General features: G+C 69.6%; 19 protein-coding genes and 1 pseudogene. 8 read left to right on the forward strand and 12 right to left on the reverse strand.

Annotation, left to right across the window (positions count from 1 at the left end; translation table 11 throughout):
• Genes AB0N07_RS33405 through AB0N07_RS33420 form a run of 4 tightly spaced genes read right to left on the reverse strand, consistent with a single transcriptional unit; the run spans position 1 to position 4,866 of the window.
• Positions 1 to 1,332, reverse strand: coding sequence for an AAA domain-containing protein (locus AB0N07_RS33405; RefSeq protein ID WP_365841545.1), 1,332 nt, complete (start codon positions 1,330 to 1,332; stop codon positions 1 to 3).
• Entirely contained in the window at positions 1,329 to 2,843 is a 1,515-nt protein-coding gene (locus tag AB0N07_RS33410) for a hypothetical protein (RefSeq protein ID WP_365841547.1), read from the reverse strand. Before AB0N07_RS33410 ends, AB0N07_RS33405 begins: the two co-directional genes overlap by 4 nt.
• The gene (locus AB0N07_RS33415) at positions 2,840 to 3,973 is read right to left on the reverse strand and encodes a hypothetical protein (protein WP_365841549.1); all 1,134 of its coding nucleotides are present in this window, start codon (positions 3,971 to 3,973) and stop codon (positions 2,840 to 2,842) included. The genes AB0N07_RS33410 and AB0N07_RS33415 overlap by 4 nt, the downstream gene beginning before the upstream one ends.
• A gap of 32 nt (positions 3,974 to 4,005) precedes the next feature.
• Positions 4,006 to 4,866: a hypothetical protein gene (locus AB0N07_RS33420; protein ID WP_365841551.1), complete on the reverse strand. Its 861-nt coding sequence runs from the start codon at positions 4,864 to 4,866 to the stop codon at positions 4,006 to 4,008.
• Between the two features lie 134 nt (positions 4,867 to 5,000).
• On the opposite strand from AB0N07_RS33420, the gene AB0N07_RS33425 reads away from it, so the two are divergent.
• Together AB0N07_RS33425 and AB0N07_RS33430 are read left to right on the forward strand one after the other, a co-directional pair.
• Positions 5,001 to 6,287 (forward strand): exonuclease SbcCD subunit D, encoded by a 1,287-nt coding sequence (locus tag AB0N07_RS33425; protein ID WP_365841553.1) that lies wholly within the window; start codon positions 5,001 to 5,003, stop codon positions 6,285 to 6,287.
• Positions 6,284 to 9,469 carry an SMC family ATPase gene (locus tag AB0N07_RS33430; protein ID WP_365841555.1) on the forward strand — a complete coding sequence of 1,062 codons (3,186 nt, stop codon included), beginning with the start codon at positions 6,284 to 6,286 and terminating at the stop codon, positions 9,467 to 9,469. The genes AB0N07_RS33425 and AB0N07_RS33430 overlap by 4 nt, the downstream gene beginning before the upstream one ends.
• A gap of 178 nt (positions 9,470 to 9,647) precedes the next feature.
• Here AB0N07_RS33430 and AB0N07_RS33435 read toward each other — a convergent pair whose 3' ends face one another.
• The 4 genes from AB0N07_RS33435 to AB0N07_RS33450 all read right to left on the reverse strand — a co-directional run bounded on the left by AB0N07_RS33435 (position 9,648) and on the right by AB0N07_RS33450 (position 12,885).
• Positions 9,648 to 11,117, reverse strand: coding sequence for a UvrD-helicase domain-containing protein (locus tag AB0N07_RS33435; protein ID WP_365841557.1), 1,470 nt, complete (start codon positions 11,115 to 11,117; stop codon positions 9,648 to 9,650).
• Entirely contained in the window at positions 11,114 to 11,590 is a 477-nt protein-coding gene (locus tag AB0N07_RS33440) for a hypothetical protein (protein WP_365841559.1), read from the reverse strand. Before AB0N07_RS33440 ends, AB0N07_RS33435 begins: the two co-directional genes overlap by 4 nt.
• Positions 11,591 to 11,593: 3 nt before the next feature.
• Positions 11,594 to 12,451: a DUF6083 domain-containing protein gene (locus tag AB0N07_RS33445; RefSeq protein WP_365841561.1), complete on the reverse strand. Its 858-nt coding sequence runs from the start codon at positions 12,449 to 12,451 to the stop codon at positions 11,594 to 11,596.
• A gap of 170 nt (positions 12,452 to 12,621) precedes the next feature.
• The gene (locus tag AB0N07_RS33450) at positions 12,622 to 12,885 is read right to left on the reverse strand and encodes a helix-turn-helix transcriptional regulator (protein WP_365841563.1); all 264 of its coding nucleotides are present in this window, start codon (positions 12,883 to 12,885) and stop codon (positions 12,622 to 12,624) included.
• A gap of 180 nt (positions 12,886 to 13,065) precedes the next feature.
• Here AB0N07_RS33450 and AB0N07_RS33455 point away from each other — a divergent pair, with 180 nt between their 5' ends.
• Positions 13,066 to 14,127 carry a hypothetical protein gene (locus tag AB0N07_RS33455; RefSeq protein ID WP_365841565.1) on the forward strand — a complete coding sequence of 354 codons (1,062 nt, stop codon included), beginning with the start codon at positions 13,066 to 13,068 and terminating at the stop codon, positions 14,125 to 14,127.
• 177 nt (positions 14,128 to 14,304) lie between these two features.
• Positions 14,305 to 14,946 (forward strand): hypothetical protein, encoded by a 642-nt coding sequence (locus AB0N07_RS33460; RefSeq protein WP_365841567.1) that lies wholly within the window; start codon positions 14,305 to 14,307, stop codon positions 14,944 to 14,946.
• Between the two features lie 22 nt (positions 14,947 to 14,968).
• Here AB0N07_RS33460 and AB0N07_RS33465 read toward each other — a convergent pair whose 3' ends face one another.
• The 4 genes from AB0N07_RS33465 to AB0N07_RS33480 all read right to left on the reverse strand — a co-directional run bounded on the left by AB0N07_RS33465 (position 14,969) and on the right by AB0N07_RS33480 (position 20,211).
• Positions 14,969 to 15,688, reverse strand: a complete 720-nt coding sequence (locus tag AB0N07_RS33465; protein ID WP_365841569.1) for a helix-turn-helix domain containing protein — start codon at positions 15,686 to 15,688, stop codon at positions 14,969 to 14,971.
• Positions 15,688 to 17,772, reverse strand: coding sequence for a hypothetical protein (locus tag AB0N07_RS33470; protein ID WP_365841571.1), 2,085 nt, complete (start codon positions 17,770 to 17,772; stop codon positions 15,688 to 15,690). Before AB0N07_RS33470 ends, AB0N07_RS33465 begins: the two co-directional genes overlap by 1 nt.
• Before the next feature lie 25 nt (positions 17,773 to 17,797).
• Positions 17,798 to 18,391, reverse strand: coding sequence for a helix-turn-helix domain-containing protein (locus AB0N07_RS33475; protein ID WP_365841573.1), 594 nt, complete (start codon positions 18,389 to 18,391; stop codon positions 17,798 to 17,800).
• A 374-nt stretch (positions 18,392 to 18,765) separates the two neighbouring features.
• A complete protein-coding gene (locus AB0N07_RS33480; RefSeq protein ID WP_365841575.1) occupies positions 18,766 to 20,211 on the reverse strand; it encodes a hypothetical protein in 1,446 nt (481 codons plus the stop codon).
• Between the two features lie 989 nt (positions 20,212 to 21,200).
• On the opposite strand from AB0N07_RS33480, the gene AB0N07_RS33485 reads away from it, so the two are divergent.
• The 4 genes and pseudogenes from AB0N07_RS33485 to AB0N07_RS33500 all read left to right on the forward strand — a co-directional run.
• A complete protein-coding gene (locus tag AB0N07_RS33485) occupies positions 21,201 to 22,001 on the forward strand; it encodes a TnsA-like heteromeric transposase endonuclease subunit (protein ID WP_365841577.1) in 801 nt (266 codons plus the stop codon).
• Positions 22,002 to 22,057: 56 nt separating this feature from the next.
• Positions 22,058 to 24,160, forward strand: a complete 2,103-nt coding sequence (locus AB0N07_RS33490) for a transposase (protein WP_365841579.1) — start codon at positions 22,058 to 22,060, stop codon at positions 24,158 to 24,160.
• Positions 24,148 to 25,191, forward strand: a complete 1,044-nt coding sequence (locus AB0N07_RS33495) for an AAA family ATPase (RefSeq protein ID WP_365841581.1) — start codon at positions 24,148 to 24,150, stop codon at positions 25,189 to 25,191. The genes AB0N07_RS33490 and AB0N07_RS33495 overlap by 13 nt, the downstream gene beginning before the upstream one ends.
• 195 nt (positions 25,192 to 25,386) lie before the next feature.
• Positions 25,387 to 25,615 (forward strand): annotated as a pseudogene (locus AB0N07_RS33500) (hypothetical protein); the annotation flags it as partial.

Genomic DNA, 25,615 nt, shown 5'->3' on the forward strand with positions numbered 1-25,615 from the left:
TCAGGCGGCAGGGACGCGGTGCTGGGAGAGGTGGTCGAGGACGTGCTGGTGGGCTTCCCAGCCGTCGGGGAACTTGGCGGGGACGCCGAGGGCGACGGGCTCGTTGGAGGGGTGGCGGTCGAGGAGGTCGGCGATGCCGGCCCGGGCGACCATGATGCAGGCGTGACGGTGGCGTGAGGCCAGTACGCACAGGCGGCCCGCTTCGAGGTGGAAGGCGGAGGCGTCGCGGCGGCCGGACAAGGGGTGCAGCACGATGGTGACGGCGAACTCACGGCCCTGCAGGCGGTTGGCGGTGTCGGCACGCACTCCTCGGGCATGGGGATTGCGGTTGAGGATGTGCTGGATGTGACGGGCCTGTTCCCGGTGAGCGGTGCCGATGGCGATGTCGGCGGGCTGCAGGCGCCGGCCCATGGGGTATTTCTCGCAGACGGCCTCGACTCCGCGCTCCAGGAGGCGGGAGGCCAGGGCGACGGTGGCGTGGGCGGCCTCGGCGTCGATGCGTGCGGTGTGACGGGGCGGGAGTTCGTGCAGGGCCCAGCCGGTGCGTACAGCTTCCTCGACGGTTGGGTCGAAGGGGTTGTGCAAGGCGTTGATGGTGAAGGCGAGGGCGCGGGTGGCCGGGGCTGTGGCGGGCTGGAAGGGGGTGAAGGGGTAGAAGGCCCGGGAGACGATGCCGGCTGCTGAGGCGGGAAGCCGCCAGGAGACGGGCAAGGTGTGGGTATTGGTGTCGTTGTGGTTCGTCAGGACGGTGACGGCGTTGTTGAGGGGGTCGTGGGGCAGCCCGGTCCACCGGGGGGTGCTGACGATGGAGAACGGGTCGAGTTGTCCGGGGTCGCCGACGAGGAGGGCCCGGTCGAAGAGCTTGGCGATCAGCAGGAGGGCGTCGGAGCGCATCTGGTAGGCCTCGTCGATGATGGCCCACTTCCAGCGGGGGCCGTCTACGTACGCCCATTTCATGGCGGTTGCGATGATCACGTCGCAGGCGAGGACGTCTTTGATGTCTTTGCTGATGATGGTGTCGGTCAGGGCCAGGACTTCTTCGGGTGCCTCGTAGTTGTGCCCGGCGAGGCGTCCCAGGCGTAGCCGGGGTGCTTCTGGATCGGCGAGGCTGACCAGGAGGTCGTCGACCTGGTGGTTGGTCTGGGCGATGATGATGCACTGTTCGCCGGCGTCGGCAAGGGCACGGGCTGCGCGCACGACCAGGGTCGATTTCCCTGCGCCGGGAGGCGAGTCGACGACGAGGGGCCGCGTGGTGGTGCCGGTCAGTGCGGTCAGGACGGCGGTAACCGCTTGGTCGGCCAGTTCCACGGGCGGGATCGGGGGCTGGGTCACGGCTGGGTCTCCTCGGTCTCCTCCAGGACGGCGGCTGGGTGGTTGTGCTGAGGGCCGCCGTGGGTCCAGGGAGTGTTCTCCCGGCTGGGGAACGGGGGCCGGCTGAAGAACTCGGGGGCGAAGGTCAGCTCGAGCAGATCACCGACGGCGGGGACGGAGTCGGTCCTGGGCTTGTTCACGGTGCCGGTGAGCGTCTTCACCTCGAGCAGGAGGTCCGTGCCCTGGCCGTGAGGAGTGATGGCACGCACGGCCATGTGCACGCGGGGGTTATGGGGTCCGGCGAGCAGGTGCCCGATGTCCAGGCGTACCGGGTCGGTGGTGTGCAGGGTCAGGCGGGGGCGCAGTTTGGGGCTTCGGGCGCCGGGGACGGTGTGGTGGGCGTCGACCTCGGTGACGGTGCCGGCGACGGCTTCTCCGGTGGTGCGCCGCTCGGCCATGAAGTAGGGGTCTTCCAAAGCGCGGTGGGCGTCGAAGGCTCCTTGGGCCAGTTCCATGCGGGCGAGCCGGCGGGCGGCGGAGACGGGATCGTCCTTGATGGGCTGGGGGCGTCCGTCGGCCGCGAGGTAGGTGGTGTAAGCGGTGAAGCGGTCGCGGTCGGCGGCCCAGCGGCGCTGCGCGTCGTGGGTCTGGGGCAGGTTGCGCAGCAGGCCGAGGGCGTGCCAGGTGTCGTCCCAGGTTGGCTTGAGGTAGTTGTGCAGGAGGGTGTGCAGCCGGTCGGTGAGCCTCATCATCGCGGCGGTGTTGCCTTCTTTGGCGGCGTTGTCGTAGGCCGTCAGCAGGGGGTCGAGTTCGAGGCTGTCGAAGGAGGGGTCGGTGGCCGGGCCGGCGGGGCGGTGCAGTTGGCCATCAGGACCGGGGACTTGGGGGTTTTCGGCATCGAGGGCGGCGCGCAGGCCTGTGGTGCCGGGGGGAGGGTCGATCCAGGCCAGGAGGGCGGCAAGATGCTCGTCCTCCAGGCGGCTCTGGCCCGTGATCCAGCGGGTGGCCAGCAGATCGGTCAGGGCCAGCAGGAGGGCGGAGCCGGGGTGTTCGGCGTGGTCGGCGAAGAAGGTGAGCCACTGGCCGAGGCGGCCGATGCTGTGGGCCGGGTCGCTGCCTTCGGGCGGCTCGGTGAAGCGCAAGGCACGGCCCAGCCGCCCGACGTAGGGAAGGGATCTGCGGTTGGCGACCAGGAGTTGGGGGGCATGGGTGTGACGCTCGCGGGCAGGCTTTTTGCCTTTGGCGGGCAGGTGTTCGGTGCTCTGGAAGCCTTCGATGTAGGTGAGGATGTGGCCGGCCAGTTCTTCCAGGAACGCGGTGGGCCGCCCGTGGGGCGGTGCGACCAGGAGCTGGGGGCGGCCCGGTTCGGCGCCGAACATGACGGCCAGCAAGGTCGCTTCGGTACCGGAGCGGTTGAGCGGCAGGAAGATCAGTGGCTGCTCGGCAAGGTGGAAGTGGCCGACCATGCTGGCGTCCTGCACTGTTTCGGTCTCGGCTGCCTCAAGGCGCAGCAGGGTGGACAGTCGGCTCATGCGGACTCCCGCAGTTGGGTGCGGACGGCGTGGGCGTGCCGGAGGGCGGCGGCCAGGTCGGCCTGGTCGGCGGCGGGGGTGCGGGTGCCGTCGGCGAGGCGCAGGGCGGTGCCGATGTGGTCGATGCCGCCGAGGTCGTCGCTGATGTCGCTGCCCAGGACGTCGATCGATCCGTCATCGCGGGCTTCGCCTCGGCAGACGTAGGCCAGGTCGCAGAAATGACGGCAGGCAGGGGTGTAGCGGGTGGTGGTGGCTTGCAGGGCGGCGGTGAGTTCCTTGGGGTCGCGGGTGGGCCGCTTGTCCTGATCGAGGACGAGGTCGAACGTGATGCGGGCCGGCAGCGCGTCGAGGAGCGGCTCGACGCGGGTGAGCCGGTTGAGTTGCCGGGTGAGGGCGGCGATCTTCTTGCGGGCATCGACCACGCTGGCGGTGGGGCGGCGGGTGAAGTTTCGGGGCGTGACGAGGATGACGTCGTGGGAGACTCTGTCGCCGTCGATGCCTTCGTTTGCGAGCAGTTCGCGCAGGGCGAGGACGTAGGCGGCGGCCTGGGTGACGGCGGCGGCCACCTTCGCGCCGCTCGCCTGCTGGTCGACGACGGCGAAGGACTTGATCTCGATGATGTGGAAGACGCCGTCGATCTGGAAGGCGACGACGTCGGGCTCGAGGTAGACCGGGTGGCCGGCGACGGTCAGCTGCAGGATGGGGTGGTCCAGCAGCGTGCGGGCGGGGCTCGTGGAATGGAGTGCTTCCAGGACTGCATTGCGGGTGTGGATGTAGCGCACCTGGGGGGAGGCGTCTTGGGTGCCGACCACTGCGAGGTCGGTGTGGGCGGCTTCGGGCAGCGGCAGATCCAGGACGTCACGCAGCAGGCGCAGCAGTTCGGCGCAGCCGTCGGCCTTGACCTGCTGTTCGAAGGTGGCTCCGCTCCTGAGAGCGAGGGAGGACTTGGCGAGGGGGCGGGGTTTGCCCAGGTGGACGGCGATGGCGTCCTTGTCGATGCCGGCGGCGTCGAGCAGGGCTCGGCGGTTGCAGCCGGGGTTGGCGGTCAGGGCCGCGAGGGTGCGGGCGTCGTGCCCTTTGGCAGGGACGGGGCCGCGCAGTGCGGCGAGCCGGTCGTTGAGCTGACTCACAGATGTTCCTTGCGGGGACAGGGCGCAGGCGGTCAGGGGACGGAGCGCAGGCGGCGGGCGGACTGGAAGGATCCTCCGAACAGCAGTGCCGCGGTGTCGAGTTGGCTGCGGGCCCGGGCGGCGGCCTGGGTGCGGGTGGTGGTGTCGCTGGCCGTGTGGAGGGTGAGCTCGTCCTCGGCGGCACGGCGCAGCAGGGTCAGGTCGAGGGGTGCTCCGGCCGGGCTGGGGTGCGGTGTGGGGGGCTGGGCACCGGGGATGTTCTGGGCGTAGCGCACGAGCAGTTGGCGGACGGGCAGCGGCAGGGTGGCCGTGTCGAGGCGTTCGGCGGCGTCCGCGATGTTCAGGGCGCTGGTGAGGAAGTGGACGCGGGCGCTGAGCGGGCCGACGATGCGCTGTTCCAAGGACCAGGTGCTGACGGTGAGCAGGCCGCGCGCGGGTGAGAGCAGGTCGGAGGTGAGCGCCGGGCACAGGTAGTAGGGGCGGGCGCCGGGGGCGCTGCGGTAGGAGCGTTCTTCGTCGCGGCGCAGGCTGGTCAGCCGGGAGGGGGCCAGTCCGCCGGCGAAGAAGGCTTCGTGGACGGTGCTGATGAGCTTGGGGGCGGCCGGCACGGCGAGCAGGGTCAGGACCTGGTGGACCTGTTCACGTGCGGGCAGCAGGGTTTGCGGCTCTGCGGGAGCCTCCTGCGCCGGAGCGCTGTTCCCGCCACTGTCGGAAGTGCTGTTCTCCTCGCCCTCTTCGGCCTGTGCGAAGAGAGCGTCCCAGGCGCGCTGGGTACGCCGCAGGTCTTCACGGAGCTGTTTGACCTGGTCGCTGTCACGGGCCAGTTGGGCACGCCGCATGGCTTGCTGCAGCTGATGCATGCGTTGTTCGAGTGCGTCCAGATGCTCGTGCATGACCACCACCCTACCGCATTCCAAGGTTTTCCAGATTTCTCCTGTGATTGCTGCTGTAGAGTCGTCGGCACTTCGCCAACTGCCGCTGCGCAGTGGGCATCGGGCAGTCCTGCCGTCACCGAGGAGAGCCGTTCATGAAAGCCCTGCACACATCCGACTGGCATCTGGGCCGCACCCTGGGGCGCCGCTCCCGGGACGAGGAGTTCGACGCCGTCCTGGCCGAGATCATCGCCATAGCGGAGTCCGTGCAGCCGGATCTGATCGTGCACAGCGGCGACCTGTTCGACACCTACCGGCCCGCCCACAAGGACATCCTGCGCGCGATGCGCTGCCTCGACAGCCTCGCGCGCATCGCACCCACCGTGGTGCTGGGCGGCAACCACGACTCCCCCGAACTCTTCGACCTGCTGGCCTATGTATGCACGCTGCGGCCCGACGCCGACCAGGGCCGCCTGCGCTTCGTGCACAGCCGGGGCGACACGGAACCGGGCACCGTGCTCAACTTCGACAGCCGCGACGGACACGAGCGCATCCGCCTGGCCGCCCTGCCGTACGTGCACCCCAACCGCTATCTGCATCTGTTCCCGGGCTTCGGGACCACCGAGGGCGTCTACGCGGCCGGTCTGCGGGAACTGCAGGACGGGCTGCTCGCCCGGCTGCTCGACGGTTACGATCCCGGCCGCGACGTGTTGCTGTTCACCGCCCACCAGTACGTGGCCAGCGCCGTGCCCTCCTACAGCGAGCGGATGTGGGAGGCACGCGAGCCGTATGCCACCGCCGCGGACGCCCTGCCGCAGGTCGCCTACTGCGCCCTGGGACACATCCACAAACCCCAGCCCGTCGGCAGCGGGCGCCTGCCCGCCCGCTACGCCGGCAGTCCTCTGCAGATGGACTTCGGCGAGAGCGAGGAGACCAAGAGCGTCACCGTCGTCGACGCGGCCCCCGGCCGGCGCACGCTCACCACCCCGCACACTCTGCGCTCCGGACGGCGCCTGACCCGCTTCGACGGCACCCTGGAGGAACTGGGCGCCGCTGCCGCCCAGTACACCGGCGTCTACCTCAAGGCAGTCATCCGCACCGACGAGCCAGTCCCCCGGCTCGGAGAGCGGATCGCCGACCTGGTGCCGGACGCTGTACTGGTGGACTTCGAGGAAGAGTGCGCGGCCACCCGGGCCACCGTCCTGTCGGGCGCCGATGCGGCCGACGACGGGCAACTCGACGTCACTGCGGCATTCAGCGCCTACCTCGCCGGTCCCGGCACCCCGGGGCAGCACGCCGACGAGGTCGTGGCCGCCTTTGCAGACCTGCTGAACACACCGGACTCCGGCCTTCCCCCCTCCCTCGCCGAGCATCTGCTCGCCGACGCCATCGCCACCCCCTGGACCAGCGCCGCACACGGCGGTACGGAGACCACCTCATGAAGATCGTCCGCCTGACCTTCTCAGGGGTCCGCAGCTACCCCGGCACCTGCGAGATCGACTTCACCGGCAAGACCCTCGTGGGCATCCTCGGCGACACCGGCGCGGGCAAGACCAGCATCCTGGAAGCCATCACCGTCGCCCTGTACGGCAGATGTTCCTTCACCGACCAGGCTGCCCAGCTGCGCTCCGACGACTGCCAGGCCATGAGCGTCGACCTCGTGTTCCGCGTGGACGGCCGGGAATGGCGGGCACACCGCGTCTTCCACGCCACCCGCGGAACCCAGGCACGGCTGACGGACCCAAACGGCAAGCACACCGACGGCACACGCGCCGTCGACGCAGCCGTCCGCGAACTCCTGGGAATCGACTACATCACCTTCAAATCCTCCGTCCTGGTGCCGCAAGGACGCTTCGGCGATCTACTCAACGCGGGTGACGCCGAGCGTACCCGCATCCTGAAGTCCCTCTTCGGTGTTGACGAGCTGCAGCGGGTACGCAAGCTCGCCGACGGAGCCGTCAGCCGGATCAAGGACCTCATCAGCCAGGCACGGCAGGAAGACGCCCGGCTGCTTGCGGACCCGGGCGCTCAGGCCCAAGCAGACCGGCAGCGGCACGAACGAGCCTTCCTCGGCGCCTCAGACCTCGACGACCGGCTGGCCGAACTGCGCCGGCTGCAGACCGAGGCCGCACAGACGTCGCAACAAGCCCGCCTCAGTGTGAAGGCCGCTGCCGAACTCGCCGAGCGGTGCGTGGCCGACTATGGCCGCATCACGGCCTCTGTCCGGCAGGCCCAGAAAGAACTGCAGCAGCTGCAGGAAGCCAACGCCGCAGCCGAGACCGCCGTCCAGAACGGTCTCACGGCTGTCACTGCCGAGCAGGAGAGGGCCGTCGCAGCGGGGCTGGCTCCCGACGTCCTGGCGGCAGCCGCCCAGGTTCTCGGGGACATGCCCGGCAGGCTCAGCACCCTTGCGCAGGGGCAGGCGGAGCACGCCCAGTTCCTGGCCGAGCTCGCGAGCGAGGAAGAGGCTCTGGCCCGGCGTGCCGACGAGCTGAAGAACGCCGAGACACACGTCGCCGAGCTGGGTGCACAGGCGCAGGACACCGACGAGGATGCCACTGCCGCCAACGAGGTGCTGCAGGCACTGACGACCGCCGTCCGGCACGCCGGCGAAGCAGCCGGCGTACTGGCCCTCCAGCGTGCCAACCGCGCCACCACCAGCAAGAGGCTCAGTACCCTCCTGCAGGATCTTCCCGGTAGCGACCCGGAGAAGGCGCGGGCCGCGGTGGTCGCGGCGCAGGATGTGCTGGACGGGATCCGGCGCCAGGAGGCCGCACACACCGCGGGCGATGGACTGGTCCCCGGGGACGGCTGCTCCGTCTGTGCCCGACCGCTGCCCGACGACTACCAGCCGCCGCAGCCGCAGGACGACGAAGCCCTCGCTCAAGCCGCGGCCGCGGTAGAGAGTGCCTCCGCCGCGCTGAGCAGCGCCGAGCGGGAACACGCCCGCCACACGCACGAGTTCGAGGGGCTTCAGCGGACCCTGCAGGAACACGAGCAGCAGGTCAAGGAAGCCGCCGCTCAGCTCGAAGCGTCTCTTCCTGCGGTGCGTGAGCAGGCGATGGAACTCGCCTCACGCACCGACCACCCCCAGCCGGCTGCGTTCGCCAAGGAGTTGGAGACCGCGGTCGCGACATCCCTTGCCCGCCTGACCGACGGCGCACAGCCAACTGCCGTCGAGCGGGAGACCTTGACCGGTGTCCTCCTGCAGGTCGCCCATGGCCGTGTCGTTCAGCTGCAGGAAGCAGCCGATGCCGGCAGGAGTGCGCTGGCACGGGCAGAAGCCCAGCTGGGCGCGGATCGCACTGTGCTGGAAAAAGCCACACGGGACTCAGGCAAGGCCCGCGAGCAGGCTGAGAAACGGAGCGAGCACCTCAAGAACGAGCAGCGCAGCCTGCTGGCAAGCCTGTCCGCAATGCCTGAACCCGTACGGACCGCGCTGCCCCAACCTCCGCAGCTGCCCACCGCCGATCATCTGGCAGCCGCGGCTGAGACAGTACGTCTCGAACAGAGCCGCCAGCAGGAACTGGCCGGACGGCAGACCCAACTGCGTACACGTGCGCAGGAGCTGCTTGTCGAGCAGAGCGAACTGGCAGGACGCCAACAGCGGGAGGTCACTGACCCTCTGCATCAACTCGAAGTACGGCTGCAGCGCTGGGCGGACAGCGCCACCAGTGCAGCAGCACTGATCGAGGAGTCCGCACGCCCCGTACTGTCTCCCCCCACCGTGGCCAGCAACCCTGCAGCTGCGGAGGAGTACGCCGCAGCTCTGGAAACCGCCGGCACGCTGCTGCTGGCGGCACTGGACGGACACGACACCGCGGCCCGCGCGGCCATGGCGGAGCTGACCACGCGGCTCTCTGCGCATGCCCAGGAGGTGGTGGTCGCCTACCCCAGCACCACGATGCTGCAGATGTCCGGGGAGACGACGGATGCTTTGGACCCCACCCTCCTGGACGGCCTGAGCAGCCAAGCCGGCACCCTGCGCAACGAAGCCGAACGCGCCCTCAGTGACGCGGAGAAGGCCGAGTCCCAGATCCCCCACAAGGAACAACTGGCAGATGCCCTGGCTGCAGGCGAGCGCCAGCTGGCCGCCTGGCAGGCAGTGAGCGCCCATATGACGGACGGGAAGTTCCTCGGCCACCTCACCGACCTGCGCACCCGTGCTTTGCTCGCGCACGGCAGTGAGCTGCTGCAGCAGCTCTCCGGCGGACGGCTGGGTTTCGCCGACGACTTCGACATCGTCAGTCTCACCAGCCACACCCGCCGCAGCTCACGCACCCTCTCCGGCGGGGAAACCTTCCAAGCATCGCTCGCTCTCTCCCTCGCGTTGGTGGAGATGCACGGCCGAAGCGGTACCCGCATGGAAAGCCTCTTCCTCGACGAAGGCTTCGGCACCCTGGACAGCGCTTCCCTCGACAGCGCCCTGCAGGTCCTGCGCGCACACGTCGGCACCGACACACTGCTGGCCGTCATCAGCCACCTGCGTCCGGTCGCCGAGACGGTGCACGACGTGCTGTGGGTCAAAAAGGACCACCGCGGCTCCCACGCGCGGTGGCTGGATGCGCCCGAACGCGACCGCCTCGTCCGCGACGACCTGCACAACCTGGCAGAACTGGCGTGATCTCACGGCCGGGGCCCTGCTCTCGTTCAGGAGGTCCAGGTTCCTGGCCCCGCCGCACCTAAGACCGTGTCCTACTCGGGCAGTGCATCGAGGGGGTGGTCTTGGTGCGGCCTTCGATCGGTTACACGGCTTCGCGTTGACTTGCGTCACCAGCACGGCCCCGCTCTTCCAAGGCTGTTCAGACGGGCGGGGTGCCGTCGGGATGGTCGTGGACCCAGGACAGGCCGCCCAGGTCAAGGCGTTGGCGGGTGCGGGTGACCGCTACGTAGGCCAGACGGGCTTCGGCATCGTCGATGGGATCGGGGGGTCTCGTGGTGTTTGTTTGTCCGTCGGTGGTCTGGTCCTCGAGCCGGGCGAAGTCGTCGGCGATGAGGATGCGGGGCCATTCGCGTCCTTTGGCCTTGTGGGCGGTGGAGACGGTGACCTGGGCGTGCGGTTCGGGGGCGAGGCGGGCGACGGCGGTGAGGATGGCGTCGGTGCCGTGGGTGTCGACGAGGTTGACCAGGGGCTGCAGGTCGCGGCCGGCCGGGTCGTGGGCGGCGTAGTCCTGCAGGTCGCCCCATGAGGGGAAGAGGATGAGTTCGGGGTGGTGGGTGCGCCGGCCCTCTTTCAGGTCGCGGGCCGCAAGGGCCAGGGCCTGCAGGCTGTCTCCTCCCCCGGCCAGGGCGACCCGGTAGCCGGCCGCCATGAGGGTCATGACCTGGGCCATGGCGCCGACGTTGGTGCGGCACAGCACGGCGTCCGGCTGGGTGACGGGGCCGAGTTCGGTGGGCACGGCGGGGGTGCCGGTGAGGCGGATGGGGGCGTCGGCGAAATGCAGCCAGCGGTTGGCCTCCCGAGCGAGGTCGGGGCCGAAGCGGAAGGACTGGGACAGGGTCAGCTGGGTGCCGTCGAAGCCGGTCATGACGTCTTTGGCGCCGCGCCAGTGGTAGATGGCCTGGGCGGAGTCGCCGACCATGACGAGTTGGGCGTGGCCGCGCTGGCCCAGGAAGATCTGTTCGACGACGGGGTTGGTGTCCTGGGCCTCGTCCAGCAGCAGGAAGTCGGCTTGGATGCGCGGCCGGGTGAGGGCCCAGATCTTGAGGTAGTGGTCGTGGTCGAAGCGGACTGCGCCGTCGTCGGAGTGCTGCAGGTCGGCCCAGGCTTTGCGGGCGAACGGCAGGATGTGGGCGGCGAGTTGGGCATGCAGGTCGGAGTCGTCCAGGCCGCGCAGGTGGGGAACGTGGTGGCGGGTGATGGCCTCGTCCGCGGTGTGGCAGAAGCGGGCGACGGTACGCAGGGCGGCGTTGGACAGGGCGCGTTGGGAGATCTCGCGGTCGCCGATACGGACGGCTTGGGTCAGTCCGAGGGCTTGTCCGGTCTGCCAGGCCGGGCGGCGGGGGGCGTTGAGGCGGCGGGTGTAGCGGTGGCCGATGGCGGCGTAGGCGAGGGCGTGGGCGGTCTTGCACTGGACGGTATCGGGGAAGCGGGTGCGGGCGTCCTGGGCGATGGCCCGGTTGTAGGCCAGGTAGCGGCCGCGGCGGGTGGTGGCGCGGGCGAGGAGGGCGAGGGTGGTGGTCTTGCCGGTGCCGGCGCCGGCCTGCAGGGCCAGGTGGTCGCCAGCGTGGAAGGCGTCAGCGGCTGCGGTCTGTTCGTCGGTGGGGTTCACGGCGTGGGCCTCTCAGGGAGCCGGGCGAGTGCGTGCCCGACGGCGGCCAGCAGGTAGGCAGGGGTGGTGTGGGCCAGCAGTTGGCGCACCGCGTGGTCGAGGCGCTCGGTCTCCCGGTCGGCGTGCTCGGCCAGGGCCCGGTGCACGGCCAGTTCCAGGAAGCGCTCGGGGGTCTGCTGGGCGCGGCGGGCACCGGTGGTCAGGGCGGCGTGCACAGCGGGCGGGAAGGCGATGTTGAGCAGCACGCTGTGGTCGGCGTCCGGGTAGTGGGTGGTGATCACGTCGATGGGCAGCCGAGTGCCGAGGCGGCGGCGCAGCCGGCGGGCGGCGCGCTGCGGCGTCTTGGCGGCGACGAGGGCCATCAGGCGGGTGGGGTCGTGGTTGGCGGCGAGCGGCAGCAGGCGGGCGGCGCGGTGCAGGACAGGCGGGGGCAGAGGGCGGGTCAGCGTGATTTCCAGGGCGTGGTGCGGCACTGGTCATCCCCTTTGGCGCGGGCGGGGCGAGGAATGGGGCAGGCGGGTGTGGATGTGTGCCGCATGCAGGAGGGGGTCGAAGGGTTCCCAGTAGGCCAGGGCGAGGTCGGCGGCGCCGGGTGCGGTGGCGTGTGCCGGGCAGCGCTGGGTGCGCCAGCGCAGCTGTTCGCCATAGGAGAGGTGGCCCAGGTCGTAGACGGCCATCAGGACATCGGGCAGGGCGAGTTGGCCGTGCTGGGCGGTGGTGGGCAGCAGTTTCCACCTCCCGGCTGGGCCGGCGAGGACGGGGTGGGGGCAGCGGTGGCGGTGGCGGGTCTGGGCGACGCAGCGCAGGTCCTCGAGTCGCTGCTGGGCGAGGTAGCGGCATAGCAGCAGCTGGACGACGGGGCGGTCGGGTCCGTCGGTCTTGGGGGCATCGGGCTGCGGGGTGACGGGTGGGGCGGGGGTGAGGGCCCCGGTGTCGATCAGGCGGCGGGTGCGGACGGCGAGTTGGCGGCGGATCGCCTCGAGGCGGGGGCCGGCCTGGCAGGTGGGGGTGCGGTGGGGGCAGAGCACGGCATGCGGGATGCGGCACCAGGCGCTGTTGTCGCCGTGTGGGTAGGCGATGCCGCCGCTGAGGTGCCAGCGGCAGGATTCGGGGACGTCGGTGACGGTCAGTTCGGCGGGGTGCAGGGCGATGGGTCGCTGGTCGGAACGCGGGTAGAGGTCGATGCGGTTGCCGCAGTGGCGGCAGCGGCCGGTTTGGCCGGTGCGCAGCAGGTGGCTGGGGCTGGTGGTGGTCACCCGGAGCGGGCGGGGGCGGCGGAGAGCGCGGGGGCTGCCGTCCCAGTGGCGGCCGTCGGGTGCGGGCGTGGGGCACATGGCCCGGACCGTGCCAGGCGACACGCGGACGTGAGCAGCGTGTCGGGGGTATGTCCCACGGCCGGCTCAACGGGCCCGCACACATGAGCGTTACTACGGATGGCTGTTCGTTTCCTGATTGCCCGATCGGGTGATTCCCGGCGTGGTGCGCACCGGGACGGAGCGAGGGTTCAGGAAGTGGCCGTGCCGGGCGGGGTGTGGTCGTCGCAAAGGGCGCCCAGGAAGTGCTCGATGGGTACGTCGAAGGTGTGGGCGAGGGTGTGCCAGGTGGTGACACTGCCGGTGGTGCGGCCGTGTTCGAGGTCGATGAGGGTGCGCCGGGCCAGACCGCTGCGGTCGGCGAGTTCATCGAAGGTCCAACCGCGTTCGGCCCGCAGGCGCGCGAGCACGACGCGCAGCGCAGTGAGGTCGGGGTCGGGCGGCAAGATCGTCACCCGACCATCCGACGGTGCAGACCCCTGCCCCGTCAGTGCGGGTTTCTGCACTTTCGCCGGAGTGGAGGGAGGGTGAAATCCGCGGTGCGGGAATCTGCACTACAGTGCGTCCGTCTCGGGGGCCTGCCACGGTGAACCCCCGCCACGACAAGAACAGACGGACGGGAGGACGACCGGCCCATGCGGTTCGGTGGCGCACATGCCGCAGTGCGGCGTATCTGGACGGTGGAGCTGCGTCCACAGGCGGGCGGCCCCGCACTCGTCTGCCCCTCGTGTACCGCCCGCTCCTTCCCCCTGCGGGCATCCTCCGCACGGTCGGCCGCCCTGGCGCATCTGGCCTGCCATGTCCGCGTGGACGCATTGCCGGCGCACCTGCGCAGCTGCCAGTGTCGGCTGCGGGGCTGCGTGTGGCATCCGCGTCACCGTGGCTGTGCCGGGCGGGTGCTGCTGGCGCTGACCCGCGACCGCAGCGGCCGCGCCTGGCGACTGGCCGACACCTGCGCGGCCTGCGCGGCGGCGACCAGCCATACGGCCGTTGTGCCGGATACCCTGCTCAGCCCTCGCCGATCGGCCGCATCAGCCCCCGCCCGGCCGCGGGTGCACGGAGACGAGCCGCACCGGGTACGGGAGATGCTCACCCACCTCGCCTCCACGCTCGGCTGCGTCGCGTCTCCCGCCGCCCGCTTGCTGGCCCTGCAGTGCGCGCTGCGTGCCGACACTCGCGCCCATGTCCGGCTACCGGCGGGCCTGTTGCGGGGCATGCGCATGCGCCAGAATCGCGAAGTATGGCTGGAGCTGGCCCACGCAGGCTGGCTGGAGCTGCCGGACGTGCGTGCGCTGCCGTGGCAGGTGCGGCTGCTCGATGCCACAGCGCTGGACCAGGCGCCTGGCCGCCGTGCCCGCTGCCGTGCTGCCGACTGGGCGCTGCGGCCCGCGCCGTTGGTCCTGCCGGCCACGACGCCCGCACTGCGGCTGACCGCTCTCGTGCTGGCCGCGCACACCGACGTCCGGCCCGAACACAGCATCACCATGTACATCCTCACCCGCCTGTGCGGGCACTCTCCGCAGCAGACCGGGGAACTGCTCGACCGACTGGTGACCACGCACACCCTGAGAACATGGCATCACAACCGGGAGACCGATGAGGTGTTCTGGCAACTGCCCCAGCCGCAGGCACGCACACTTCCGCCGCGCTGCCGTGTGGCCATAGGGCATGACAGCCTGGAGGGCGGCTCGCGGTAGGAAGACGCAGCGTGACGGAACAACTGGTGCCGTTTGTCCGTACCATCTGTACGCCAAAGCATCGTGCGGCACGTGCGGCGCCCCTGCCGGGCGCCAACATCCCGGCCGAGAAGTGGGCCTCGCCTCGTCTGGTGCAGCCCCGCAGCACGGTCGTTCATCGAGGAAAGGTCAGCACCCATGCCCGAGACAACCGCTCCCGCCACTGAACTGACATCGCAGTACGCCGCTCAGGTGACCGGTGACCTCGAACGTAACGTCAAGGAGCAGGAACGCATCACTGCGGACATCGCCTCCCTGCAGCAGCAGTTGGCTGCCTTGCAGCACGACCACACCGTGCTGGTGAACATGCGGCAGGCACTTGGCATCACCGACGCGTCGGCCGAGCCCGCGGCCACTTCCGAGAGTGCCGCGGTGCCCTCACCCCGGAAGAAGGCCAGTGCCGCGCGCGGCGGGAAGGAGAGGGCGGTCAAGTCCGCCGCCGCACCGCAAAAGGCAGCGGTCAAGAAGTCCGCAGCCGAGGCGGAGGGTGCCACGAAGGCGGCTCAGCCCACCCTGGTCGAGCTGATCCGGCGCCACCTCGCCGAGTCGACGGAACCGCGCTCCGCCGCGGAGATCTCCGCAGCGCTGGGCCAGGCCCATCCGGAGCGCCAGATCGCGACCAAGGTTGTGCGGGTCACGCTCGAGGGACTCGTGGCCAAGAGTCAGGCCGAGCGCAGCAAGCAGGGCAGGTCCGTCTTCTACACCGCCCCTGCACCGGAGCCGGCGGGTGTGTCGGAGGCCGAGGCGCAGCCCGAGGAGGGTGCCGGCCAGAAAGCCTGAGGGGCTACTGTCCGGCGCACTGTCAGCGGGGACGCCAAGTGCGGATTTCGAGGTGGATGATCTGGGCGTCGGGGCGGATGCGGCCGGTCTCCACCAGCCACTGGTGTACGGCGGCGGTGACGTCGCCGCCTGCGGCGTCCACGCGGCGGGCGAAGTCGGCGGCGTCGAGGCCGCCGGTCTGGGCGGAGCCGTAGGAGCGTTCCTCACTGTGGTCGGCGCGCTGGATGACGTCGCGGCGGATGCCGGGTGAGTCGGTGCGGCTGCCGGAGGGGTGCACGTAGCCGGTCTTGGCCAGGCGCACGGTGAAGGCCAGGCGCAGGCCCAGACGGGCTGCTTCGGCAATCAGGGGGCGCAGGCGGGCGGAGCCGGAGGCGATGGCCTGGGCGCCGACGCGGCCGGTGCCGGAGCCGGTGGGGGTGATCAGGACGGCCTTGGTGCGCACCCGGGCGCGGGCGCCGGAGGTGGTGGTGCGCCGTTGGGTGTGGCGGGCGGCGATGGCGGCGAGTTCGGGCAGGTCCGTGATGCCGCCGGTCTCGACGGCGGCCAGGACCTGCCTAAGGGCGGGGACGAAGGCGGCTCCCTTGTTCTTGGTGTAGAACTGCGAGACCAGGGAGGGGTCGCGGTCGATGATGCGGGCGATGTCGCGTTTGGTGTAGCCGACCGCCTGGAGCCGGTCGGCGAGGTGTGCTGCTTCGTTCAACTCGGGCTGGGGTTGAGGCTGGCGGCGGGGGCGGCGCGGCATTAGGCCTCCCGCTCAGCGGTGAGGGCCGCGCGTCCGGCGTCCCGCAGCGTGAGGAGTTCTTCCTCGCTTGTGGGGGCGGTGACGGGGCCGGTGAGGCGGCCGCGCAGGAGATAGTCGCCGGGCTGGTGGTGGTAGGGCCAGTTGTGGGGCTGGGTGAGGTAGAGGGCGTCGGTGCGGAAGGCGACGACGCTGCCGGGCGGGGTGTGCAGGGCCCCGGCATAGGTGTCGTCGTCGCGGTGGCGCTGGGTGAGCAGGGCGGCGCGCGCGCCGGACCAGATCGCGGCGGCCCATTCGGGGTGGGCATTGGGGTCGCGGGCGAAGCCGGTGGGCTTCTGCCAGGTGATCAACTCGTCGTCGAAGCCAATGATTTCGGCGTCCGGCGGTACATCGCGCTCCAGGTGGCGGGGGGTGGTTCCGGTGACCATGCGGGGGCGCTGGGCGAAGGAGCCGATGCCATACAGGAGGATGGAGCGCACGGCGCGAGAGGCGAGGTGGGCGGCGCGGGCCTGCTGGGCATCGCCCTGGAAGTGGGCCTGGGCGGAGAGGTTGGTCCAGGTCTCCTTGAGCTTTTTGGCCCAGTCGTCGAGGGGTTTGCCGTCCTCCCACAGGATGCCGTCGAGGATCTCGATCTTCCACGGCTGGATGGGGTTGGTCAGGGCGGTGTGGAGTTCGGGTCCGCCGGCCCAGGTGGTGAAGGTGGTGCCGGGCTCGGCCGGGTAGTGCCAGGCGCGGTCGCCGGGGGCGGGGGCGGGCAGCAGGCCGACGTGGTTCCAGGTGTCGGGGACCGTCACGCGGACCTGCCAGTGGCCGCATCCGTACAGGGCGCGCATCTGCTCCTTCTGTGACCAGGAAGCGAACGTGGCGGCGGTGATGCGGCGGGGGGTGCCGACCGGGGATTTCCAGGTGTGCTTGGCGTAGGCGAAGGTGCGGTCATACTCGACGAGTTGGGGCAGTTGCTCGGGGACCCGGGGCGGGGTGAGCAGTTCGTTGCGGCCCTGGCCTGCGGTGGTGTGCAGCAGGCCGCGCAGTTCCTCCGACAGCACGGGGAAGCCGTCGGCGTGCTGGCCGCGGGTGGGGATGGTGCGCGTCCACAGGTCGCGGCCGGTCTGCGAGGGGGAGCCCATGAGGACGGCGTCGTCCCAGTGGCGGCGCAGCGCCTGCCACAGCAGGACAAAGGCGTCGCGGACGGTGTGCGGGTCGTCGCCGTCGAGGTCGAACCACTCCCCCACGGAGCGGATTTCGACGTGCTGGTCGCCGTGTTCGCGCTGGTAGCGGCCGACGGGATTGCGGGCGTGGACGAAGTGCCCGGCCATCCGGTCGCGGCCACGGCCGGTGTCGGTGCGCCAGCCCGGGATGGGGGCGTTCAGCCAGGCGGCCACCGCGTCGCGCAGGTAGGGGTAGCGGGCGGCGTCACGGTGCCAGGGGTCGCCCGCGGTGATGTAAATCCGCTCCACGCCGTCAGGGAGAGTGCGGAAGACAGCAGTGAGGATGTCCGCAGCCGACCGGTCGGCGAGGTCGAGGTGGTGCGTCTGGTGACGGTGGACCAGAATCCCGGTGGTGGTGTCCAGGAAGACGGTGGAGCGGGCCTGCTGGGTGAAGTTGGGCCGGGTGGACGCCAGCCCGGGGGTGGCGGCGAGCCAGGCGTCGCCGCTGCTGCCCGCAGGGATGGAGGGCAGATCCCGCGACGCCTGGGCCGCTGCGGGCACGTGCGGGGCCTCGGGCTCTGCGGGGGCAGGTCGCGCGGCAGTGGTCATGACGGGGGCGGCCGCTGCCTGCTGTGGCGGGGGCGGTGCGGCTTCGGGGGTGGCCTGGGCCGTGGACGGCTCGGCCGTCGACGGCTGCAGGGCGTCGTGCGTGGCGAGGCTGTCGGGGGCCAGGGCTGAGGCAAGAGCGACGACATCGGCCATGCCCAGTCCGGCTGCCTGGGCAACGCGCTCTGCCTTCGCCTTCGTGTAGGAGGCCAGCTGGACGATCAGCTTGTCGCGGTCCGCTTCCTGCTTCGTCAGTGCGGCCCGGGTCTTCTTGATCTGGTCCCGCACGGTGCGCAGATCGGCGAGCGCGGTGCTGTAGCTCTGTGCGTCCATCGGGCGTTCCTTGTCCGGGCCGGGTTCATCCGACGGTGGCGTGAGTGGAAACGTAGGCGAGGGCTCCGCCCGAGTGGGAGGCCAGCCGCGTGCCCAGCAGCTGTTCGGCAAGCTGCCGGTCGGCGTGGGAGGTGAGGCGGGTGTGCGGAGTGGCCAGGTCGGTGACGTAGCCGGCCAGGCGGGCCTCAGGAAAGGCGTGACGGCCCTCGGAGTTCTTCTCCCACCACTGAAGGTTGGTCAGGACGGCCACCACGTAGCCCGCGAGCGTCACCGGCAGGACTCCCCCGGCCGCGACACTCGCCGCGTCGCACCGCCACCAGCCGCGCAACGCCTTGAGCAGGTCCTCCGGGGAGAGAGTAGCCGCGAAGCCGAACCAGGAGCGCTCCGGCTCATCGGTCCGCTGGGCCGTGTCGACCCGCAGGACGGCGATTTCCCTGACTGGCAGCTGATCGAGCGGTGCCTGCTGACGCGCTTGCAGAGCCTGGACGACTTCGAGCGGGATCATGACGCGCACACCGCGGCGGGACAGGCCCGGAAGCAGTCCTGCAGAGATGAGGCGGCGGAACGTCGTAATCGCACATCCGAGCTCTTCCGCGGCCTGTCCGGTGGTCAGCAGCATCCCACCAACCTTCATCCCTGATCTGATATCTGATTCGGCATGTAGCATAGTCCAGAAGGTGAAAGGGCGTCAAACTCTTGCCGGGCATGGCATGGCCAGATGCGTCGGCTCAACCAGTAGAGGTCGCGCGCCTACCAGACCATGGCCCAGGCCGTCCGTCACCAGGCGGCGCAGGCGTCCTGCGGGCCGTACCGGCTGCGGCCTTCGGCTGCACCTCGACGGCCCGCCGCAACAGCACCTGCCAGTCGACGAGTTGGCCGAGAACTACGGCTCGGCAACGGCCACGGCTTGAGGCAGCCACATATCGTCGGTTCGTCGGGAGCGGCTTACTGGTCAAGCGGAAGCCTGACGTTTCCCGGTCTCGTCGGTCCTGGTCAGGTGGAAGAATCGAGTTGGTCGAGCCATGCGCGGGCGGCACTGACTGCACGGCGAATGATCTGTTCATCGGCGCCGACCCTGCTGATCACTCCGACCCTGCGGTTAAGGCGTGCGTTCACTTCCCGGTGTGTGGTACCTGTCACTTTGACGAGATCGTTGACCATGGCCGTCAGTCGGGCATGGAGGTTTGGACCGGTGTCGGCTTCGCCGTCATACTGTCGGTCCCACCCAGGTTCCGGGTCATACAGTGACTCGCGCTCCAAGCAGTCGGCGCAGAACTCTAAGACTGCCTCGACCTGCGCTTGCCCGCAGCTCACGCAGACCCAGCTGTCGCAGTTCGCGCACGACATCGAGGCCTCGTCGGAGTCACCTCCCCAGGCACGTTCCTGCGACGTGCACTGGCCGATACACGGCCGCGACGCACAAGGGAGATTCGCCGCAGGTTCTGGCACGCCGTCGCCGGCCTCGCGGGCAGCGAGTTCTGCCTTCAAGCAGGCCCTGCTTTCCTCTCCACGCCGATTGCGTGCCTGCTGGCACGCTTCCCATTCCTCAGAGGTGAGGTGGCCGGCGCACGCGGCTACAGGAGAAGGGAGGTCATCGTAGGCTGGCCATTCGGCGGCCGAGCGGCGGCATCGACGACCAGTGGCCTTGCCGTACCGGGTACATCCTGCTGTCTGGTCCCTGACGAGATCCTCCCGGCCGAGGGCGGAGGAAGCTTCCTTGGTGTGCGTCTTGGACGCCTGCTCGGAGGCCTCTCCCATGGCCAGCTTTGCTCGCAGGATTGGCCGCCAGTCGTCACCGATCTCGGGAAGCGCAGGAGCGGCACTGATGCCATCGACCTGCAGGCCATGCCGTCCCGCCACGTGCACGAACACCGGCCGAATGGCTGCGAGGACCTCGTCGGTGAACTGGGGAACGAGGCAGGGCGACACGATGAGGACGGCGTCCGCCCGCTCCCCGGAGTGGTTGCCCGGCATCAGTTCCACGCTTCCCACATCCGTCAGCAGGGCAGCAGCCTGGCTGTTGCCCTGTTCATACATCAAGAACGCCGTTTGTCCCAGCACGCGATGCAGGGTGGATGCCGCTGACACGGCTGGCCGGGGTGGCAGGGCAGCAGTGGCTGGGGGCGCATGCACTGGCGCCACAGTGCTTGCTGGCATGGGATACAGGGGCGCAGGTGGTGTTTGTTCAAGGACCGACTCAACGGCGGCTGGGCAGCTGAGAACCTCCTCAACTACCTCCTCGAGCACGTCCACGGAGCCCGAACTGACGAAGTTGTCCACCGCGCCCTGGTTGACCCAGGCCAGTGTCAGCGTGGCCCCGTCATAGAAGAACACGTTCGCGTTCTGACTCAACAGAATCCAGGTGAACCGCCGCCGGTTCTTCACTGTTTCCAGCACCTGCGGCCATACCTCGTGCACGACCACCGTCTTGTCCGCCATATCCGCTCCCATGCGATGCGCTTTTAGCAGCGTAGAAGGAGGCACTGACAACTAGGTTCACCACAAGGGAAGTTGACTTGGCCTCGGTAACCGTTACTGACCCGTCATGACACCACTGCGTGCGACCATGCAGAAACCTCTGATCCACAGCGCCGTCGGCGCCGGGTAATTCTGGTCGATGGTGCCGGGCACCAGGTCGAGTTGATGCACGCGGAGGCCACCGGCCGAGGCGCCACCATTCGAGCAGGGCAGGTTCAGCCGTCAGGGGTGCTGCGGCTGACGTGCCTGCCGCAGACGGCGCGTCGAACGCATTTCGAACTTAGAGCGGACCCATGCCCAGGCAAGATCTTTTCGGTCATTCGTTCACATGCCGCGGCCGGGATGCAACGCGTGTAGCACGCGGTCGTCTTCCCTCCATCCCTGCCGTCGGCTGCGAGCTGAACCGTCCGCCGCGCCTTATCGTTCGCAACGACTATGCGCAGCTTAGAGCGCCGCGCCTCCAGGCACGGTGCGGGCTGGGATACCTCGTCTTGGCGTAGGAGGTGGGGCAGTGTAGAGGGGGGGTCTGACAATGCATCCGCAACCAGCGCAACAGAAATGGCGCGAAGTCTCGGCTACCGTCTGGTACTGAGATTGGACGCCTCAGGCTCGGCCAGACAGTGCGTCAGGATGCGTTCATGAGTCTCCCCTCGTCTTTCAGGGAACAGACGGCGGCGATGCCGCGCGTCCATGCCCCACATCTACCTGGCAGCATCGAGCGCCTGGATATGTCCGGCCGGATGCCGCAAACATCGCGGTGATCTGTTCTGGGGTTGCGGTGTCAGGTCTTCTCCCGACCTCGCCCACTTTCGCGGCCTGAGCGCGTCGTGACGGCCCGACTAGCCGTCGTAGGCCAGGCCGGTCTTTGCGCAACACGTTTTTCAGGCACCTGTCTTGAGTCCAAGCGGTGCCTTCCGTCCTGCTTTCCCTTGCAAACTGGAGAGTTGTTCGTGACCTCCCTGCCTTTCTCGTTGCAGGAGCAGTCTGCCCTCGCACCGCCCCTGAGCGCTGGCCGTCATTCCGCTGACCCCGCTCGCATGATGGCTCGGTTCGTGGATCCGCTCGGAGTCGAGCGTGAGGTGCCGTGGCTGGAAGCTGCCGGAGAGCAGGCGCTGGAAGAGTGCCTGCCGATACAGCAGTTTCCAGTACTCAAGGGCCGCCGTACGGCGCCAGGTTGGTGGTGGTCAGCGACTGACCGGTGTTTGGTGCCTTATGGATTCAAGGCCATGCGCACACAGGTCATGATGCTGGACCACGACCCGAGGGTAGTGGCCCTGGCCTGTCGGCCGGTGGAGCTCTTGTGGCATGGCCGGGGCGGGAAAACCATCTCGCATGCGCCGCATCTGATGGCGCGTCTAACCGACGGCAGTGGGCTGCTGGTTGATTGTGCAGGCCCGTTCGGAGCCGGGCGGCGGCTTGTCCGGCGTGCTGCGCACCTCGAGGCTGCGGCCACGGCGGCAGGTTGGCGGTACCGGTTGGTGGGGCCGCCGCTGCGTGTGGTGGAGGCCAACGTGCGCTGGCTAGCCGGCTACCGGCATCCGCGGTGCGCCGGGGGCCGGTTGCCTGAGGTAGTCGCATGCTTCCGCGCCCCGTTGCCCCTGATGGAGGGAGTGCGGCGGTTGGGCGATCCGATCGCGGTGTGGCCGGTCGTGTTCCATGCGCTGTGGACTGGCGTGCTGAGTGTGCCGCTGGAGCGTGTACTGCACGAGCGCGTGGTCGCGGTTGCCGCGCGAGCGGGGGCAGCACGATGAGCCGGCCGATCCTCACGATAGGTGACGCCCTACGGCACGGCGGCCGGGAGTGGACCGTGGCCGGAATCGAGGGGGCCATGGCGTCCGGGGCGCGGATCTGGCTGGCCGACAAGAACGGGGACGGCTCCTTGGCCGTGTTCGGCCTGTCCGCGCTGCTGGGGGATCCTGGCTTCGGCCCGATGGCCGGCCCGGGTCTGCGGGTGCCGCAGGTCGGCCTGTTGTCGACGGTGCCTGAGGGTCAGCAGCTGCGTGCGCTCGATCTGGAGCGGCACGTCCGCGAGGTGGAGACCGGGTACCCGACGCCAAGCGGCAAGGGGCTGGTGAAGCCTCAATACGACCCCGCTGTTACGACGCTGGCTCAGCGTGAGCAGGCGAAGGCCGATGAACTGGCCGCACAGGGCTGGCCGCGCGTGAGCCGGGCGACGGTGCGCAGGTGGAGGGCGCGCTACCAAGCGGATGGGGTGTGGGGGCTGGTCGTCAAGCGGCGTGGCTCGACGCGGCTGGAGCGGGCCGATCCCCTGGTGGTCGAGGCGCTGCGTGCGCTGCTGCCTGAGGAGGCTTTGCGTTCGCGCTCGCGGGGGTGGAAGAAGCGGATGCGGCGGGAGACGCAGTGGTTGCTGGATGCACGGCATGGTGAGCAGTCGGTCGAGGTGCCAGCTACGTCCACGTTCAACAAACTCCTCGACGCTGTGGAGGAGTCCCTCGGGTTGCGGGGGACGGTGGCGCAGCGGCGTGCCCGCGCCGCGCGCCCGGCGCCGCCGTTCAAGCCGACTTTGGCGCTGCGGCCCGGCGAGATCGTGATGATGGACAGCTCGCCGCTGGACGTGCTGGTGGTCCTGGACGACGGGGTGGTGGGGCGGCTGGAGCTGACCACCGCTGTGGATGTGGCCGTGCGCGGGCTGTGGGGGGTGCTGCGGCCGGCTGGGACCAAGCTGACGGATGTGGCGGTGTTGCTGGCGCAGATGATGACGCCGGTGGTGATGCGTCCGGGTTGGGACGCGGCGCTGTCGATGGCCGCGTCGGTGGTGCCGCACGAGCGGTTGACCGCTGTGGATGAGCGGCTGAAGGATGCGGCAGCGCGGCCGGTGATCGTGCCCGAGACGGTCGTGGTCGACCAGGGCAAGGTGTTCATCTCCCCCGCCACGCGGGCCGCGTGCGAGAGCCTGGGGATCTCGCTGCAGCCGGTGCCTCCGGCCAATGGACCGGCCAAGGGGCATGTGGAGAGGGGCTTCGGCTCGATCGGCACTGAGTTTTGTCAGTGGCTGCCTGGCTTTACCGGCTCGTGCGTGGGTGAGCGCGGCTCACGCGTGGAGCAGGAGCGGCTGTGGACCGTGTCCGAGCTCCAGGCGCTGTGGGAGGAGTTCCTTGTGCACTGGCACCACCGCCGGCACGAGGGCCTGCGACACCCGTTGATGCCGAAGAAGGCCCTCACGCCCAATCAGATGTGGGCGGCGCTGCTTCCGGTGGCGGGCTATGTGCCGGTGCCTCTGTCGGCGGACGACTTCGTGGAGTTGCTGCCGGTGCGCTGGCAGCCGATCACGGACGCCGGTGTCCGCTTCGACTATCGCACCTACGACGACCCTTGCCTCAACGGCCACCGCGGGCAGGACTCCGGGGTGGTCTCGGAAAAGGGCCTGTGGGAGGTGCACTACAACCCCTACGACCCCGTCCGGATCTGGGTCCGGTTGCCGGAAGGGTTTCGCGAGGTGGCGTGGATCCACGCCACCTCGGTCGGCCTGCCGTTCACCCACCACGTGTGGGAGCACATCTGCAAGGTGGTCGAACGCACCGGCTCGCGGGAGGAACACGAGTCCGAACTGGCCTTGGCCCTGGATGGCTTCCTCAAACGGGCCGCGCGCAAGGAGAAGCTGTCTGCCGCGGAGCGGCGGGTGGCAGCGAAGTCTCGTGCCTCGAGTACGGTGCCGGTGCCCGCAGGAGAGCTCAACGTGCTGGACGTGCCCGCACCGTCGTTCGGGCTGGCCGGCGTGTACGCCGTGCCCAACCTCGACGACGACACCGTGCCCGACGCATACGACGGCGGTGACGAGGGCGAAGACATCTTCGGCTCCCGTGACGATGAGTTGGAGGCCGGCCGGTCCGCTGGCGGCTGTCACGTCCTGGGTGACACGGAAGCGGAGGAGGACCCGTGGCTGCCGTAATCACCGCTGCAGACGACGGCTTCTTCGACGACGAGGTTGCTCCTGGTGCGGTCACGAACGGCCTCCTCTGGCAAACTGAGGTATCCCGCCCGCGCGTGCCCGCACCCCCGGTGGGCGATCCGTCCTGGAACCGCAAGCGGCTGCTGGACTACCACTCCGAGTTCGTCACCCTCAAGACCCCGTTCATGGAACGGGCGCTGACCCAGCTCAGGCTGACGCTGCTGGTGAACAACCGGCAGCGGGGTACTGCCCGGCGTGGCCTGATCGTGTCCGGGCCTCCCGGGGCGGGAAAGTCGACCACGCTTGCGGAACTTGGCCGGTCCTTCGAGCTGAGCGAACGACGCCGCCTCGGGGGCCGGGAAGGCTACATGCCCGTGGCGTTCGCTTCCATCCCGCCCACCTGCACGCCCAAGAGCCTGGTCCAGGTCCTGGCCCGGTTCGCCGGTATCCCTGTCCACGAGCGGATGACTGAGAACGCCATCACCAACGCCGTGTGCCACGTGCTGTGCGAGCGGCGCACCCGGCTGGTTTTCTTCGACGACGTCCATCTACTCAACACCCGCACCCGGCCTGGGGCTGACACCTCCGACCAGGTCAAAACCCTTGCGGAGCGGGTACCTGCAACGTTCGTGCTGGCCGGTGTCGATGTGGAGCACTCACCGCTGCTGGCCGGCCCGCGCGGCGCTCAGCTCGCCGCCCGCTGCAAGATCCTGCGCACTCCCCCACTGCTCAACGGCACTCCCGTGCAGAAGGCGGCGTGGCGGGAGCTTCTGCAGGGAATGGACGGGGCGCTGCGGCTGACCCGGCACCGGCCCGGAACGTTGGTCCGTCACGCCGACTACATCCATCTACTCACCGGCGGTGTGATGTCCAGTCTCTCCCTTCTGGTGCGGGAGGCCGCGATCCGCTCCATCGTCGACGAAAGCCACGCGGTCACGAAGAAGCTGTTGTCGCAGGTGGTGCTCGACGTTCAGGCCACGAACGCGGCACGTGCCACGCGCAGGCAACGCAAGGGCGGACTAGCCACCTAGCGCGGTGCTGCGGCCTTGGCGCCGCACCATCGCGGGCCGGTTGTGTTCAAAGGACCCCAACTGCGGCCCCGGTTTCGGGGCTCTCGTTCCTGTCTGCCGCAAAGGACCATGCCTGTGCATTCCCCCCATCCAGCGCCTGTGCCCGCTCGCCATGCACCCGTCAGGCAGGAGCTGACCGGCTCCTGGATTCGCAGGATGACCGCCGGATTCGGGCTGTCGGCCCAGGACTTGCTGCGGGCAGTCCTGAACGGTCCGCACGGTGTTCACGTAACGGGCACACCCAAAACCGGACTGGAACTGTTCCTCAACGTACCCGCACAGGCAGCTATGGCCCAGTTCACCGGCACGCCCCTGCCCCGGCTTGCCGCCCTGCTGCCCAGCCTCGCCGTTTGCCACAGCCGTCTCGAAGATGCCCCGCTACGGC

The organism is Streptomyces sp. NPDC051172, assembly GCF_040682555.1.
Classification (GTDB): Bacteria; Actinomycetota; Actinomycetes; order Streptomycetales; family Streptomycetaceae; genus Streptomyces.